The 15,546-nt window shown below is 42.7% G+C and carries 10 protein-coding genes; 1 reads left to right on the top strand and 9 read right to left on the bottom strand.

Annotated features, from left to right (window positions below; all coding sequences use genetic code 11):
• Positions 1-142: 142 nt before the first annotated feature.
• The 8 genes from tuf to ACSQ6I_RS15165 form a co-directional block, all read right to left on the bottom strand.
• Positions 143-1,372, bottom strand: coding sequence for an elongation factor Tu (gene tuf, locus ACSQ6I_RS15200; protein WP_438891145.1), 1,230 nt, complete (start codon positions 1,370-1,372; stop codon positions 143-145).
• Between the two features lie 22 nt (positions 1,373-1,394).
• Positions 1,395-3,473, bottom strand: a complete 2,079-nt coding sequence (gene fusA, locus ACSQ6I_RS15195; protein WP_015214571.1) for an elongation factor G — start codon at positions 3,471-3,473, stop codon at positions 1,395-1,397.
• 135 nt (positions 3,474-3,608) lie between these two features.
• Positions 3,609-4,079 (bottom strand): 30S ribosomal protein S7, encoded by a 471-nt coding sequence (gene rpsG, locus ACSQ6I_RS15190; protein WP_015214572.1) that lies wholly within the window; start codon positions 4,077-4,079, stop codon positions 3,609-3,611.
• 360 nt (positions 4,080-4,439) lie between these two features.
• Positions 4,440-4,823 (bottom strand): 30S ribosomal protein S12, encoded by a 384-nt coding sequence (gene rpsL / locus ACSQ6I_RS15185; protein WP_015214573.1) that lies wholly within the window; start codon positions 4,821-4,823, stop codon positions 4,440-4,442.
• Positions 4,824-4,941: 118 nt separating this feature from the next.
• The gene (locus tag ACSQ6I_RS15180) at positions 4,942-5,268 is read right to left on the bottom strand and encodes a HesB/IscA family protein (protein ID WP_438891144.1); all 327 of its coding nucleotides are present in this window, start codon (positions 5,266-5,268) and stop codon (positions 4,942-4,944) included.
• Between the two features lie 157 nt (positions 5,269-5,425).
• The gene (locus ACSQ6I_RS15175) at positions 5,426-5,845 is read right to left on the bottom strand and encodes a phosphomannose isomerase type II C-terminal cupin domain (protein WP_323313030.1); all 420 of its coding nucleotides are present in this window, start codon (positions 5,843-5,845) and stop codon (positions 5,426-5,428) included.
• Positions 5,846-6,248: 403 nt separating this feature from the next.
• Positions 6,249-8,207, bottom strand: coding sequence for a phosphodiester glycosidase family protein (locus ACSQ6I_RS15170; protein WP_438891143.1), 1,959 nt, complete (start codon positions 8,205-8,207; stop codon positions 6,249-6,251).
• A 99-nt stretch (positions 8,208-8,306) separates the two neighbouring features.
• On the bottom strand, positions 8,307-8,612 hold the full coding sequence (locus ACSQ6I_RS15165; RefSeq protein WP_438891142.1) for a hypothetical protein: 306 nt from the start codon (positions 8,610-8,612) through the stop codon (positions 8,307-8,309).
• Positions 8,613-8,996: 384 nt separating this feature from the next.
• On the opposite strand from ACSQ6I_RS15165, the gene ACSQ6I_RS15160 reads away from it, so the two are divergent.
• Complete coding sequence (locus ACSQ6I_RS15160) at positions 8,997-13,715, top strand: glutamate synthase-related protein (RefSeq protein WP_438891141.1); 4,719 nt, start codon at positions 8,997-8,999, stop codon at positions 13,713-13,715.
• A gap of 48 nt (positions 13,716-13,763) precedes the next feature.
• Here the strand turns inward: ACSQ6I_RS15160 and ACSQ6I_RS15155 are convergent, their stop codons facing one another.
• Entirely contained in the window at positions 13,764-14,672 is a 909-nt protein-coding gene (locus ACSQ6I_RS15155) for a polysaccharide deacetylase family protein (RefSeq protein ID WP_438891140.1), read from the bottom strand.
• Positions 14,673-15,546 lie beyond the last annotated feature (874 nt).

Here is a 15,546-nt window from a genome sequence, read left to right as displayed (position 1 = left end):
AGGTTCTGATTAATTAAGTGACTAAAAACTGGTTACTGAGGACTAGATTATTCCCAATAGCCAATCCTTATATAGAAGGAATAGAAAAGAGCAGAGACGAACTTTAGCATCTCTGCTCCTGTGTTACGAAAGCAAGAATGTACTATTTGAGGATTTTAGAAACGACACCAGCACCAATAGTGCGACCACCTTCACGAATAGCGAAGCGCATACCTTGCTCAATCGCAATCGGGTTGATTAGTTCCACAGTCATCTTGATGCGATCGCCTGGCATTACCATTTCTACTTCTTTGCCCTCATCAGAGGTGTAGCTTTTGATGGTACCTGTTACATCAGTTGTCCGCACATAGAATTGAGGACGATAACCAGCAAAGAATGGTGTTTTCCGCCCACCTTCTTTTTCTGTGAGGACATAAACTTCACCTTCAAATTGAGTGTGAGGTTTAATTGAACCTGGCTTGGCAATTACCATACCCCGTTCAATATCAGCCTTTTGAATACCCCGGAGTAAAACACCTGCGTTATCTCCAGCCATACCTTGATCAAGACTCTTCTTGAACATCTCGATCCCAGTTACGGTGGTGGCGCGAGTATCTCTAATACCTACTAATTCAACGTTATCGCCAACTTTGACAACACCCCGTTCAATCCGACCGGTAGCCACAGTACCACGACCTGTGATTGAGAACACGTCTTCCACAGCCATGAGGAAGGGTAGGTCAACAGCCCGCTCAGGAGTGGGGATGTAGGAATCTACCGCATCCATCAGGTTGTAGATTTTATCTACCCAGGGATCTTCTCCGCGTTGTGTCTTAGGATTCTTGGTCATTACTTCGAGAGCTTTGAGACCAGAGCCTGTGACAATGGGGATGTCATCACCGGGGAAATCATAACTAGATAGAAGTTCTCTAACTTCCAGTTCTACCAACTCTAACAATTCCGCATCGTCTACCATATCTTCTTTGTTTAAGAAGACAACTAGACTGGGTACACCTACCTGCTTGGCGAGGAGGATGTGTTCACGAGTTTGGGGCATAGGGCCATCTGCCGCAGAAACCACTAAGATCCCACCATCCATTTGGGCTGCGCCAGTGATCATGTTTTTCACATAATCCGCGTGTCCAGGACAGTCTACGTGAGCATAGTGGCGATCGCCAGTTTCATACTCAACGTGAGCGGTATTGATGGTAATACCCCGTGCTTTTTCTTCGGGTGCATTATCAATTTGATCATATCCCTTACCTACAGCCTGACCCATAGCTGCCAAGGTCATTGTAATAGCTGCTGTTAAGGTAGTTTTGCCGTGGTCAACGTGGCCAACAGTACCGATATTAACGTGGGGTTTATTCCTTTCAAACTTTGCGCGTGCCATGAATGCTCGTTTCCTTTTTTAATTAAGCGTTCCCTTTGCTTTTTGCAATGATAGTTTCAGCCACGCTGCGAGGCACCTCTTCATAGTGGCTGAACTCCATTGTAAAGATACCCCGGCCTTGGGTCTTAGACCGGATATCTGTGGCGTAGCCAAACATAGTCGCTAGTGGAACTTTGGATGTCACCTTAGCGAGTCCTTGTTCAGTGCTTTGGCTTTCAATCTGCCCCCGACGGGCGATGAGGTCGCCAATCACGTTCCCGATAAAGTCTTCGGGAACTTCCACTTCAACTTTCATCATAGGCTCTAACAGTACTGGAGAAGCTTTCGATACCGCCTCTTTCATCGCCATTGAGCCGGCAATTTTAAAAGCCATTTCCGAAGAGTCTACATCGTGGTAGGAACCATCTATCAAAGTAGCTTTGACATCAATGAGTGGATATCCAGCGACAACACCGGATTCACAACATTCTTTCATTCCCTGTTCTGCTGGGCTAACGTACTCTTTGGGTACGGTACCACCAACAATCTTGGAGACGAATTCAAAACCTGTGCCTGGTTCTCCTGGCTCCAAATTGATGACAACGTGACCGTACTGTCCTTTACCACCACTTTGACGGATGAATTTCCCTTCAATTTTGTTAACGGCTTTACGAATTGTTTCACGGTAAGCTACCTGTGGCGCACCCACATTCGCTTCCACTTTAAATTCCCGTAACATCCGGTCTACCAAAATTTCTAGGTGCAGTTCACCCATCCCCGCAATTACGGTTTGGTTGGTTTCTGGATCAACGCGGACACGGAAGGTCGGATCTTCTTCTGATAGCGATTGCAACGCCTTGGACAATTTGTCCATGTCGTTTTTGGTTTTGGGTTCAACCGCTACCGAGATTACAGGCTCAGGAATGAATAGGGATTCCAGAATGACTGGTGATCCTTCATCGCATAAAGTGTCACCTGTTAAGGTGTCTTTTAATCCTAATGCTGCGCCTAAATCACCTGCTCGCAGTTCTTCCACGTCTTGTCGGTCATCCGCCTTCATCAGCACTAGGCGGGAAATCCGTTCTTTCTTGTCTTTGCTGGCATTGAGGACGTAGCTACCCTTTTTCAACACACCAGAATAAACACGAACGAAGGTAAGGCGACCGTAGGGGTCAGCCATGATTTTGAATGCCAGGGCGGCTAGGGGTTCGTTGTCATCTGCCCGACGCTCGACAGTCTCACCATTGGGTAATAAGCCTTGAATTGGTGGCACTTCTGTTGGTGCAGGTAGGTAATCTACAACTGCATCTAACATCAACTGCACGCCTTTGTTTTTGAAGGCTGAACCGCAAAGTACTGGCACAATAGTTCCCGCAGTTGTGCCTTTACGTAGGGCTAAACGGATTTCTGCTTCTGTCAGTTCTTCGCCCTCGAAGTACTTATTCATCAGAGCATCATCGGTTTCTGATACTGCTTCAACTAGCTTGGTGCGGTATTCGTTCGCTTGTTCTAGCAATTCTGCTGGAATTGCTGCTTCTTCAATATCAGTTCCTTGGTCATTGTTGTATATGTAAGCACACATCCGTACCAAGTCAATGATGCCCTTAAAGTCATTTTCACTACCGATGGGTAGCTGAATGGCGATCGCATTTGCCCGCAAGCGATCGCGCATTTGCTCATGAACTCTATAGAAGTTCGCACCCGTGCGATCCATTTTGTTAATAAAAGCGATCCGAGGCACGCTATAGCGATCTGCTTGCCGCCATACTGTCTCAGATTGTGGTTGGACACCACCGACGGAACAAAAGACGGCGATTACACCATCTAACACGCGCATGGAACGTTCCACTTCAATTGTGAAGTCAACGTGGCCAGGAGTATCGATAATGTTAATTTGATGATCTTTCCAGCTGGTACTGATAGCAGCGGCAGTGATGGTAATTCCCCGCTCCCGCTCCTGCTCCATCCAGTCTGTTACGGCAGTTCCTTCGTGAACTTCACCAATTTTATGAATTATCCCAGAGTAAAATAATATTCTCTCTGTTGTCGTTGTTTTGCCCGCATCTATATGCGCCGCAATACCTATATTGCGTACTTTCTCTAGCGGGTGTGTACGTGCCACAATTACCTCCTATAGTTTTCGCCTCATGATATCTTGTATATTACTCTTTGTTAAGATTCTATACTTTTACGGAAAACCGTCTGTTCGAGAAATTTGAAGATATACCGCTTTGAGGCGATATATCGTTTCTCTAAATTAGTAGCGATAATGTGCAAATGCTTTATTCGCTTCAGCCATCCGGTGCGTTTCTTCCCGCTTGCGAATGGAGCTTCCTGTTTCGTTAGCAGCGTCCATTAACTCATTTGCTAGTCTACTGGCCATAGTACGTCCAGGTCTAGACCTAGAAAACTGCACTAACCAACGCAATGCCAGGGTAGTACCTCGATCTGAACGCACTTCCATTGGGACTTGATAAGTCGCTCCACCTACTCGTCGAGCTTTTACTTCTACTAAAGGCGTTGCGTTTCGCACTGCTCTTTCAAATGTTTCCAAAGCACCAGCACCAGTGCGTTCTTCAATAGTTTTTAAGGCATCATACACAATTCTGGCGGCAAGTGACTTCTTGCCATGACGCATGATCCGCCTGATAATCATGCTCACAAGGCGACTGTTGTACACTGAGTCAGACGGAACTGGGCGCCTTTGACTAACACCACGACGAGACATACTTCATCCTTAAATTCGGAATTTGGCAACGAAATTATATGCTATCAGAACATAGGAGCCTAAAAGATGTGTAAGTAGCCGCTCAAATTTCCTTGAGTTTTAGCTTTAGTCACAACAAGGCTAAACTAATTTGTCCTAACCCTCTACCAGACACACAAGGCGACTACATGATTAACTTTAATATTTACATTAAAGTGCTGCGATCGCATTAAAGTATTCGGCTTTAAAACCCTTACACTTGCTCGCTTAGTGCAAGTTACAGCTTGATTTCTTAAACAAGAAGACACCGCTATATTTTGTGTTTTATGGGGCTTGAGGTGAGACGATTAATCGTTGTTGATGCGATTAATCGCCTAGTTCCTATTTTTTAGCTTCTTTAGGGCGCTTAGTTCCATATTTGGAACGTCCTTGCTTGCGGTCTTTAACTCCGGCTGTATCTAACGTGCCACGAATAATGTGGTATCTCACGCCCGGTAAGTCCTTCACCCGACCACCACGAATCATCACAACAGAGTGTTCTTGCAAGTTATGACCAATGCCTGGAATGTAAGCTGTGACTTCAAATCCAGAAGTTAGTCTGACTCTTGCTACTTTGCGGAGAGCTGAGTTAGGTTTTTTAGGTGTAGTTGTGTATACTCTGGTACAAACTCCTCGGCGTTGAGGGCATTGTTTCAGAGCAGGGGACTTGGTTTTCTGACGCGCTTGTTCGCGTTCTGTGCGTATTAGCTGCTGTATTGTTGGCATGAGTTACAGCGCGTAAAGCTGCTTATGTTCTATTTTAACAAATCCTGATTATAGCGTTTTTTGTGTTTTTATGTCAATTATTATTTTGTTAGTTATTCAGTTGTGCATTCCTAATCGCTTACTGAATAATAGAGAAAGAATTACCACAGCTACAGGTAGAGATTGCTAATGGGTTGTGGAACCGAAAACCCCCACCCATAAGATCCTCCGAATAATCTAATTTCAAACCTTTGATGTAATTGAGGGTTTCATTATCTATGATGACTTGAATATGATCCAAGTCGAAAACCTGATCTTCTACCTTGACTACTTCATCAAAAGCAATATCATAAAACAAGCCAGAACAGCCACCAGGCTTGATTTGTAAGCGAAAAAATATGTTTGGCTGTTGTTTGGATTTTAATCGCTGGATCTCATTAACGGCGGCTAGACTCAATTGAATCATGGAATTTTTATAGCGATCCGAAACTCCATATTCAATATTACAGGAGTATGGCTATAGCTTGCGTAAGGACGTAGGAGTTATACGCTACGCTGCACTATCAAGTCCAGGGGCAGAAGGCCGACAGAAAAATACTCCCCCAACGCCCCAGTCTCCATCTCTATCTTTCACTGCGAGCATAGTCATCTTGGTAACGAATAATATCATCTTCGCCCAAGTATTCACCATTCTGCACTTCAATCAAAATTAAGGGAATCACTCCAGGATTCTCTAAACGATGAACGGTGCATTGAGGTACATAGGTTGACTGATTATTACTCAGTAAAATTTCTTTCTCACCACAAACTACCTTAGCTGTACCTGAGACAACAATCCAATGTTCGCTGCGGTGGTGGTGCATTTGTAGACTGAGGCGATGTCCAGGTTTAACTTCAATGCGTTTAATTTTATATCCGCGCCCTTCTTCTAAAACTGTAAAAGAACCCCAAGGACGTAGTTCACTTGCAGCAATACTTCTAGAATTAAGTGCGGCGCTAAAGGGTAGAGTGTTAGTTGGTGTGGTTTCTGTCAATTGAGCCATAGTTACCTCATTTTGGGACATACAAAATTTTATGATTCTTAATAATTGAGGAGAGAATTGTGGCTGATATTGCCAGTGCGAGAATTAGCAAATTAATTTCACTTTGATAACCATAGCAAAATCAGATGTTATGGCGTAACCTATTCCCAGTGAAAGTCTTGGGTCTACACTAATTCTTCATCAATAAAAAACCCAGCTTGTTCGCAGCTTTAAAAAAGTATTGCGGAATCAGCGTTTGGGGAAAATTTAAGATGCGAAATTAGAACCTATTTTTGATAGTTTTACATTTTTAGCAGAAGTTACGGACAAGTTAGGAAAAACGAACCACAGAGGACGCAGAGGACACTGAGAAATAAGAGTTTCAGCGGTTTTTTGTGTGAGTCCTATTTAGTTTTGAGTAGGTTTATGGCTGTGGGTTCAAAAAAATACCGATACCGTTATGGACACGGGCTGCTGTATTGGGGGAACGGTCTAGTAGTTGCCCTCCCAGGTATAAACTTGTAGAACTACCACCGTCCAAATTGAGGGCATTCACACAGCCCATAACTTGCATTAATTGGGCGTGTTCGGCTAAGGTGGGTCCATGTCCGCCAGCGCGAGTATGTACGGCAGTAATGAGCAGATTACCTGTTGTGGTGGTACAAATACCGCTACGAATAGCTTTTTCGGCGATGAAGGCGGCGCTGAATTTTTCGGCTTTGGCATCAAGAACAATTTGCCGATTTTGTAATAATAATGGGCCTGCACCGATTATGTAGGGGTAATTGCTAAACTCATTGGGTGTAGTGGTGCTGTTAAGACTGACTTTTGTGCCAATAGGTAATTGAGATGCGTTACTGGTAGCAGTGCCGCGTAGAGTTAGTATGTAGCCGTTTTGGGGAATAGGAATATTAGTTGTACCAGCTTTTCCACCAGATAACTGATTGGTAATTTGGTTATTTTGGACGACTAGAAGAATTTCATTATCAATGATGGGTGTATAACTAGCTCCCCATGCTGAGGTGTAACGGGCTATGCCGCTTTGTACGTAGCCGCTGTTAAGAAAAAGAATTGGTAAAGGCTTGTTATTGGCACTGATTAAAGTTTCATTTAAAGTGAGACGACCAAAATAAAATTGTCCTGAATCATTCCAAGCGATCGCTCCTCGGTTTAAAATTGGCCCTGATATCCACTGATTATTCTGACGAATTGCCCCCAAAGGAAATTTATTATTGCGGTTAAAATAACCCCCATTAATACCTGCTACAGCTAAATAACGTTGTGCAGTTTGAATCAAAGGAGCAGTACCCGCTAAGATATCAGAACTTGCCCATATTGGTTTTAGTGTGATACCCACTTCACGGGGATTAACTTCTAACCAAACCACAGGAAAGCTTTCTGTACCTAAATTAATAAACCTTTGTTGCCAGCGTAATCCCTTAGCCCAGGTAATATCCCTTGCTACCAAAGCATCAGGTCGAATATCAATCACTAAACGATTGGGGTTAGCGATCGCACTAATTCGAGGAGATAATCCAAAGGGAACGCTAAGATGAATATTTGTTTGGTTACTAACCATCTCCACTTTTTGAATCAGTGGTTCAGAAGTCGGTAACTGTTTTAACTGGTCTGGTGGTGTTGTCGGTTGGGGTGCATAACGTTGAATTAAGCCGTTATCAGCCTTACTATCCAGGGTAACTATCCATTCCCTATTCAGTGGTGTAGTCGGTTTGTTAGTTGGCGCGTTGGGATTAACAGGTCTTTTTATAGGTTGGCCTTGTGCAACTTTCCACGGAGTTGGACGATCTAAATCAACAACAAGTCTGTCACCCCAAGTTTGTTTACCCTGACGAATATTGTTGACTTGGGCTGGCGGGGTAGAAATTACCAAAATATTACCATTGGCTTGCATTTGCCAGCCCGCTGTTTGAGCAAAACTCGAAATATCTAAATAGCGATATCCTCCCAACAACTTGGTGTTAAGTGCTGGTATACCCGACGAAAACCACTCCACTGGTTGTTGATTAGGATTGCTGCTACTTAATAAATCTACCCCCATCAATTGTCTCAGCGTCCCATCACTAAGATGAGTTGTCACCGTACCATCACTTCCTCGTTGCTGTAACCAGGCTCCTTGTACTGTACGACCATTGAGAGTAATTTGATTACCAGATGGTATCACTTGTGATGAAGCAGGTGTTGGCAATTGGGAAATAGAGCTTGGCAAAGATTGAGTATTTGCAGCCGACTCTTGAGCTTTAGTCGCACCAGCAGTTAAGCACAGCGCTGTCAAAAGAATGGAGGACACAGAGCAGCGGAAAAACTTGCTATTGCTAATGAGGACAAGGGTATTCATCTGTGATTGTTGGCAACGATTCGGCATTTTGACCATCCTGATCTAAGTACTTTTGAACGTTACCAGCTTAAGCTAGTATGAGGAAATATTAAAAAAATATGTTTTTGCTTTTCAACAAACATGATATTATGTAGGTTGGATTTTTATATCTTGTAAAAACTGGCAAGCAAATTTCACGCCAAAATTACCAACGCACAATGTTCTTAAGGACACCATCCTTAAACAAGCTATAATAGTAGTCTTGATATTTAAATCTAGATGAAAAAATTCCCTGCTCACCGATAGCTGCCACTGTTGCGACTTTAAGTGAGGTCTAGTTGATAGCAAGACAGATGGCAATAAATAAGCAGCAAAAATATAGACGACAACAGAAGATATTTTAGGAATTGTCAAATGGGCATATAGTGTAATACGCTGACTTTGGTGCTGCATCAGGATAATTGCGGCTTTCAGGACATTAGACTGTTCAGTTGAAATTTGATCTCAGGTATGCCGAGATAGGTGATATCTGACAGTTATCCTTTATCTGGTCGAAAAAGGATTGAAAAAATACTTAGCTTTACCACATTAAATACAAGTAATGTCAGGGAAACCAGATTATTCGCACAAAGTTAGTTTTTCCAGCAGTGCATAAGCAAATAAAAAAATAACGTCGTGATTTTAACACGAGTGAGCTAAAAAGTTAACTCGAAGTTAAAATTTTTTTTCCCTAAATTTTCGTGACTATTTATTTCTCCAACGCTCAATCTTAGAAATTTTTTTCCCAGCAGTAGCAACAGTGGCAAAATCTGTAACTCAACATTTCAGGAATAGAGTATGAATCATCAACAGTTAAATCAGGGTCAAAAAATCACATCGTCGGAAATGGAAATTAAAGATACCTACCAAGGGCAAAAGTGGTTAGTAGAAGAAAGAGATGCTTGTGGTGTAGGTTTTATTGCTCATCGCCAAAATAGTTCCAGCCATGAAATTTTGGTAAAAGCTCTAACTGCTCTTACCTGCTTAGAACATAGAGGTGGTTGTAGTGCTGACCAAGATTCTGGTGATGGTGCAGGCATCTTGACAGCGATTCCTTGGGAATTGTTTCAACAAGAAGGAATTGATGTTGCCAACACTGGCAAAATGGCGGTAGGAATGATATTCTTACCCCAAGACCAGAAAGCAGCCCAACAAGCAAAAGCTGTATTTGAGCAAGTAGCGGCTGAAGAAAAATTCACTGTACTGGGCTGGCGAGTAGTCCCTGTGCATTCAGATGTCTTAGGGTTGCAAGCAAAAGAGAATCAACCCCAAATAGAACAAGTTTTTTTAGCTTCGGCTGATAAAAGCGGTGATGAATTAGAACGGGAACTGTATATTACCCGCCGTCGCATTTTCAAAGCTGCCAAAAATATCTCAGAAGAATTTTATGTCTGCTCCTTATCTAGCCGCACAATTGTCTACAAAGGGATGGTGCGTTCGGCGGTATTGGGAGAGTTTTACGAAGATTTAAAAAATCCAGCTTTTAAAATCGCTTTTGCTGTTTATCATCGCCGATTTAGTACCAACACGATGCCGAAATGGCCTTTGGCGCAACCAATGCGGCTATTGGGTCACAATGGCGAAATCAATACACTGTTGGGTAACATTAACTGGATGATGGCACGAGAAGCCACCTTAAATCATCCAGTGTGGAATGGTCGAGAAGATGAATTTAAGCCACTGGTAAATATTGACAGCAGCGATTCAGCTACACTTGACAACGTGCTGGAGTTGCTCGTCCGTTCTGGCCGCAGCCCCTTGGAAGCCTTAATGATGATGGTTCCAGAGGCTTACAAAAATCAACCTTCCTTACAGAATTATCCGGAAATTGTTGATTTCTACGAATATTACAGCGGTTTGCAAGAAGCCTGGGACGGCCCCGCACTTTTGGTATTTAGTGATGGGAAAAGAGTTGGTGCAACTTTAGACCGCAATGGTTTAAGACCTGCTCGCTATGTGATTACTAAAGATGACTATATTGTGGTTGCTTCCGAAGCAGGTGTGATCGAATTTCCAGAAGCTGACATTTTGGAAAAAGGCAGATTGGGACCAGGACAAATGATTGCTGTGGATTTAAGCAGCAATGAGATTTTGAAGAACTGGGAAATTAAACAGCGTATTGCTAACTTACATCCCTATGGCGATTGGTTGCAACAACACCGTCAGGAACTAAAACAGTTAGTTAGTCAGGGCGGGGAAACCCCGCCCGTACATAATGGCAATGGTAACGGTCATCATCCAACTGACAATGGACATCTAACTGCTGACAAACTGGATAAACAAACTTTACTGCAACAGCAAATTGCTTTTGGCTACACGACAGAAGATGTAGAAATGGTGATTCAGCCTATGGCTAATACTGGTGCAGAACCGACTTTCTGCATGGGGGATGATATTCCTTTAGCGGTGCTATCAGAAAAACCCCATTTGCTGTATGACTATTTCAAACAGCGTTTTGCTCAGGTGACAAACCCACCTATTGACCCATTACGGGAAAAGCTGGTGATGTCCTTGACTGTGGAATTGGGTGAAAGAGGTAATTTATTAGATCCTCAACCAGAACACGCCCGCAGACTGAAGCTAGAATCACCTGTGCTGACGGAAAGTGAGTTAGAAGCAATTAAGCTGTCCGGTTTTGCGACTGCTGAGTTGTCAACTTTGTTCTCCATTGCTGCTGGGCCAGATAGTTTAAAAGCTGCTGTGGAAGCTTTACAAAAACAAGCGGCGGAATCAGTGCGGGCTGGTGCGAAGATTTTGATATTGAGTGATAAGATTCACCCAACTCTTAATCAGGGTGAAAAAAAGGGGATAAGTGCAGAATATACCTATATTCCGCCTTTATTGGCTGTGGGTGCGGTTCACCATTATTTAATCCGCGAAGGTGTGCGGATGAAAACATCTTTGGTTGTTCATACGGCCCAATGTTGGAGTACCCATCATTTTGCTTGTCTATTGGGATACGGGGCTGGTGCGGTTTGCCCGTATATGGCTTTGGATACTGTGCGTGATTGGTGGTCTGACCCGAAAACGCAACAGTTTATGCAAAGGGGGAAAATTAATAATCTGACTCTGGAACAGGCGATCGCAAATTATCGCCAAGCTGTAGAATCAGGTTTGTTGAAAATTCTCTCAAAAATGGGAATTTCTCTGCTTTCTAGCTATCAAGCAGCACAAATATTTGAAGCTATTGGTATTGGTGGAGATTTGTTAGCTTTAGGTTTCCGAGGGACAACTTCCCGTATTGGTGGGCTGAGTTGTAAAGAACTAGCTCAAGAGGTGCTTTCTTTCCACAGCAAGGGTTTCCCAGAACTGTCAGCCAAGAAGTTGGAAAACTTGGGATTTGTCCAGTATCGTCCCGGTGGTGAATATCATAGCAATAGCCCGGAACTGGTGAAGGCGCTGCATAAGGCTGTAGATGGGAAGAATTATGACCATTACGAAGTTTATAAACAGCATTTGCAAAGTAGACCAGCAACGGCTTTGAGGGATTTATTAGATTTTACAAGCGATCGCACATCTATCCCCATCGAAGAAGTTGAATCAGTCAGTGAGATTGCTCAACGCTTCTGTACTGGAGGAATGTCTTTAGGTGCTTTATCACGGGAAGCTCATGAAACTTTAGCGATCGCTATGAATCGCATTGGTGGTAAATCTAACTCTGGTGAAGGTGGGGAAGATCCCGTTCGTTACAAAGTATTAAATGATGTTGACGCAACGGGACATTCACCCACTCTCCCCCATTTGAATGGTTTGAGAAATGGTGACACAGCTTCTAGCGCCATCAAACAAGTCGCTTCCGGTCGTTTTGGTGTCACTCCAGGATACCTAGCCAGCGCCAAACAAATTGAAATCAAAATTGCCCAAGGTGCAAAACCAGGTGAAGGTGGACAGTTACCGGGTCCAAAAGTCAGTCCCTATATCGCCATGTTACGCCGTTCTAAACCTGGTGTAACTTTGATTTCCCCACCCCCACACCATGACATCTACTCCATTGAAGACCTAGCACAGTTGATTTTTGACCTGCATCAAATTAACCCGAAAGCACAGGTTTCAGTAAAATTGGTGGCTGAAATTGGGATTGGTACAATTGCGGCTGGTGTAGCCAAAGCCAACGCCGATATTATCCAAATTTCCGGTCATGATGGTGGTACTGGCGCATCTCCTTTAAGTTCCATTAAACACGCTGGTAGCCCGTGGGAACTCGGTCTAAGTGAAGTACATCGGGTGTTGATGGAAAATGGATTGCGCGATCGCGTCACCTTAAGAGTTGATGGTGGTCTCAAGAGTGGCTGGGATGTCCTAGTTGGGGCTTTAATGGGCGCTGAAGAGTTCGGTTTCGGTTCCATCGCCATGATTGCTGAAGGTTGTATTATGGCGCGGGTATGTCATTTAAATACCTGTCCCAAAGGTGTGGCTACTCAAAAAGAAGAATTACGCCAACGCTTTACAGGTATCCCCGAAAACGTGGTTAATTTCTTCTATTTTGTCGCTGAAGAAGTACGCAGTCTATTAGCTAAACTGGGTTATCGTTCCTTGACAGAATTGACTGGTAGGGCGGATTTGTTCACTGTCCGTTCTGATGTGAAATTGAATAAAACTCAAGCCCTGAACCTAGACTGCTTAACTAAGCTACCAGATGCAAAACAAAACCGTAGCTGGTTAGAGCATGAAAAAGTCCACAGCAATGGATCTGTTTTAGATGACCAGATTTTAGCTGATGGGGATATTCAAGCCGCAATTAGCAATCAATCGATAATCAGTAAGACTTTTAACGTTGTTAACACCGATAGAACGGTGGGTTCAAGATTAGCAGGAGCGATCGCATCCCAGTATGGTGATAGCGGCTTTGAAGGGCAAATTAACCTCAATTTTCAAGGTAGTGTCGGGCAAAGCTTTGGTGCGTTTAACCTGCCTGGCTTAACTCTGACTTTAACAGGGGAAGCTAACGACTATGTTGGTAAAGGGATGCACGGTGGGGAAATTATCATTAAACCCCCAGCAGAGGCAAGTTATGACTCATCACAAAACGTGATTGTTGGCAATACCTGTCTCTATGGTGCGACTGGTGGCGTATTATTTGCCAACGGTTTAGCCGGAGAACGTTTCGCTGTGCGTAATTCTAAAGGTACAGCAGTCATTGAAGGGGCTGGAGATCACTGCTGCGAGTATATGACTGGTGGTGTGATTGTAGTTCTGGGTAAAGTCGGCCGTAACGTAGGTGCGGGGATGACCGGGGGACTGGGATACTTCTTAGATGAAGATGATGCTTTCCCTGAGTTAGTTAACAAGGCTATTGTTAAAACTCAGCGCGTAGTTACAGAAACTGGTGCGAAACAACTTTATGAATTGATTAAAGCTCATAGCGATCGCACTAACTCACCCAAAGCACAGCTAATTTTACAAAACTGGGCAGAATTTTTACCCAAGTTCTGGCAGTTAGTTCCACCTTCTGAATCTGACAGTCCTGAAGCCAATCCTGAAGCCACTTCAGAACAAAAACAGCTAAGTTCTGTTTAATCGTAGGGGCGGGAAAATCCCGCCCTTCAATGGGTTACTAATTACTAATTACTTCTTCTTAGCCATTAACTCTAGATTTTTATCTTGCATTTCTAAAAGTTCTGGAATGGTAACAAAGTCATAACCTTGCTTGCGGAATCTACTGATAATTTCTGGTAAAGCTTTGACAGTGTGAGTGCGATCGCCACCACCATCATGCATTAACACAATCCCACCAGGTTTTGCTCCCCTGAATACATTGTTAATCAACCTTGGTACACCAGGACGAGAATAGTCTATTGAATCTGTAGACCACATAATAGTTGCATACTTATTGCTTCTAGCGTAAGCTACTACCCCATTTTTCATATTGCCTCCAGGTGGACGAAACAAACTAGTTTTTACACCTGTAGTTTTATAAATAATATCTGTAGTATTAGCAACTTCATAGGCTGCCATCTGCGGGTTCATGTGGTGATACCAATGATGCCAGGTATGATTAGCAATAGTGTGACCATCGGTAACTACCCGCTTGGTTAAGTCGGGATAATTCTTGACATTTTGCCCAACAACAAAAAATGTTCCTTTAATCTTATTCTTCTTCAGAATATCCAGTACTTGGGTTGTACTATTAGGCCAAGGCCCATCATCAAACGTTAAGGCAATAACTTTTTGCTCTGGAGAGAGCTTAACTTCCTTAATAGTTTCCCCTTGAAACCGTAATGGTACATCGGTAGTAATCCCTTTTGCTTGCGCTTCTTGCTGCCAACTGGAGAGCATTGTCTCCTTAAATTCTTCAATACGCTCTTGAGTTCCTACTTTAGCATTGATATAATTAATACTAGTATCTTGGCTACTTTGAGCCTCAGATGTATTAGGCTTAACAAGCATCATAAAACCAATACCCAACGTACCAGCTAAACCAACCAACGCAATTAATATACCCTGCGTCCAAAAAAATGACTTATTGTTTTCCACCGCATAGCTCCTTCAAAGGTTGAACCATCAGTCATACTTCTGACGGTAGGTTATAACACATTTTGTCTAGATATTAGATAATCAAGGTAAGCATTTAGCTATTAGCACTTAGCAGTCAGCTAAAAACAGATTTTCGGCGTTTTGGATCTGGGAGACTTACATTAAAACAACCAGTAATTAACAGTGAGAATGCCCATAATTGCCATGATTTTTTCTCTTGCTGATAACTTGAAGCTACAAGCTGAATGCTTAATCATCAGGTTATTACTGACAGACATGAAGATTGTGCTACGAAGTTACAGAAATTCCGAAGTTAAAAAAATAAATTATACTTGCCTCAAACCTTATCATTGACCATTCAGTTACCCTCTTGTGTAAGGAATCTGTGAATTTTGTAATTTTGTCAACATCGTCGGATCATGAATCAATAATTATTCCATATAATCCAGACTTTAGAAATAAATTATCCACCACTAAATAACGGCACAAACCATCAGTAACATTACTGCATATGTATATTTTACAGCTTAAGTTCCTGCCTTCCATTGAAAGAAAAAATTCAATTTCTTACGGCATTGTGTTGTTTTGAGAAGCTAAGAAATAGATAAACAAAAAAGAACTGATGCTAGTTTCCCATAATCGAGGTTGAGTTAGTTGTTAACATAGATACTCTTCAACAATGCAGAGAAAAGGATTTTCTTAATAAAAAATTAAGAAAGAATTATTCCGAGTGTCAGTCAAAATACTTCTCAGTGGGTAAAAATCATGAAACATAAAACTTTCAGGATGTAAATCCCCAACTTTTTCGATAAGTTAAGATTCTGGATATTCCCAAGAATGGAAAAGCCTATGCACTAAGAGGATTTTATTAGTA

The sequence above is a fragment of the Anabaena sp. WFMT genome (assembly GCF_051781005.1).
Lineage (GTDB): Bacteria > Cyanobacteriota > Cyanobacteriia > Cyanobacteriales > Nostocaceae > Anabaena.
This window is presented reverse-complemented; position numbering and strand designations above follow the sequence as displayed.

Excerpts from the sequence above, each read along its gene's own strand:
- rpsG (WP_015214572.1), bottom strand. The coding sequence starts at position 4,079 with ATGTCTCGTCGTGGTGTTAGTCAAAGGCGCCCAGTTCCGTCTGACTCA.
- tuf (WP_438891145.1), bottom strand. The coding sequence starts at position 1,372 with ATGGCACGCGCAAAGTTTGAAAGGAATAAACCCCACGTTAATATCGGT.
- rpsL (WP_015214573.1), bottom strand. The coding sequence starts at position 4,823 with ATGCCAACAATACAGCAGCTAATACGCACAGAACGCGAACAAGCGCGT.
- ACSQ6I_RS15170 (WP_438891143.1), bottom strand. The coding sequence starts at position 8,207 with ATGCCGAATCGTTGCCAACAATCACAGATGAATACCCTTGTCCTCATT.
- ACSQ6I_RS15160 (WP_438891141.1), top strand. The coding sequence starts at position 8,997 with ATGAATCATCAACAGTTAAATCAGGGTCAAAAAATCACATCGTCGGAA.
- ACSQ6I_RS15175 (WP_323313030.1), bottom strand. The coding sequence starts at position 5,845 with ATGGCTCAATTGACAGAAACCACACCAACTAACACTCTACCCTTTAGC.
- ACSQ6I_RS15180 (WP_438891144.1), bottom strand. The coding sequence starts at position 5,268 with ATGATTCAATTGAGTCTAGCCGCCGTTAATGAGATCCAGCGATTAAAA.
- ACSQ6I_RS15165 (WP_438891142.1), bottom strand. The coding sequence starts at position 8,612 with ATGCAGCACCAAAGTCAGCGTATTACACTATATGCCCATTTGACAATT.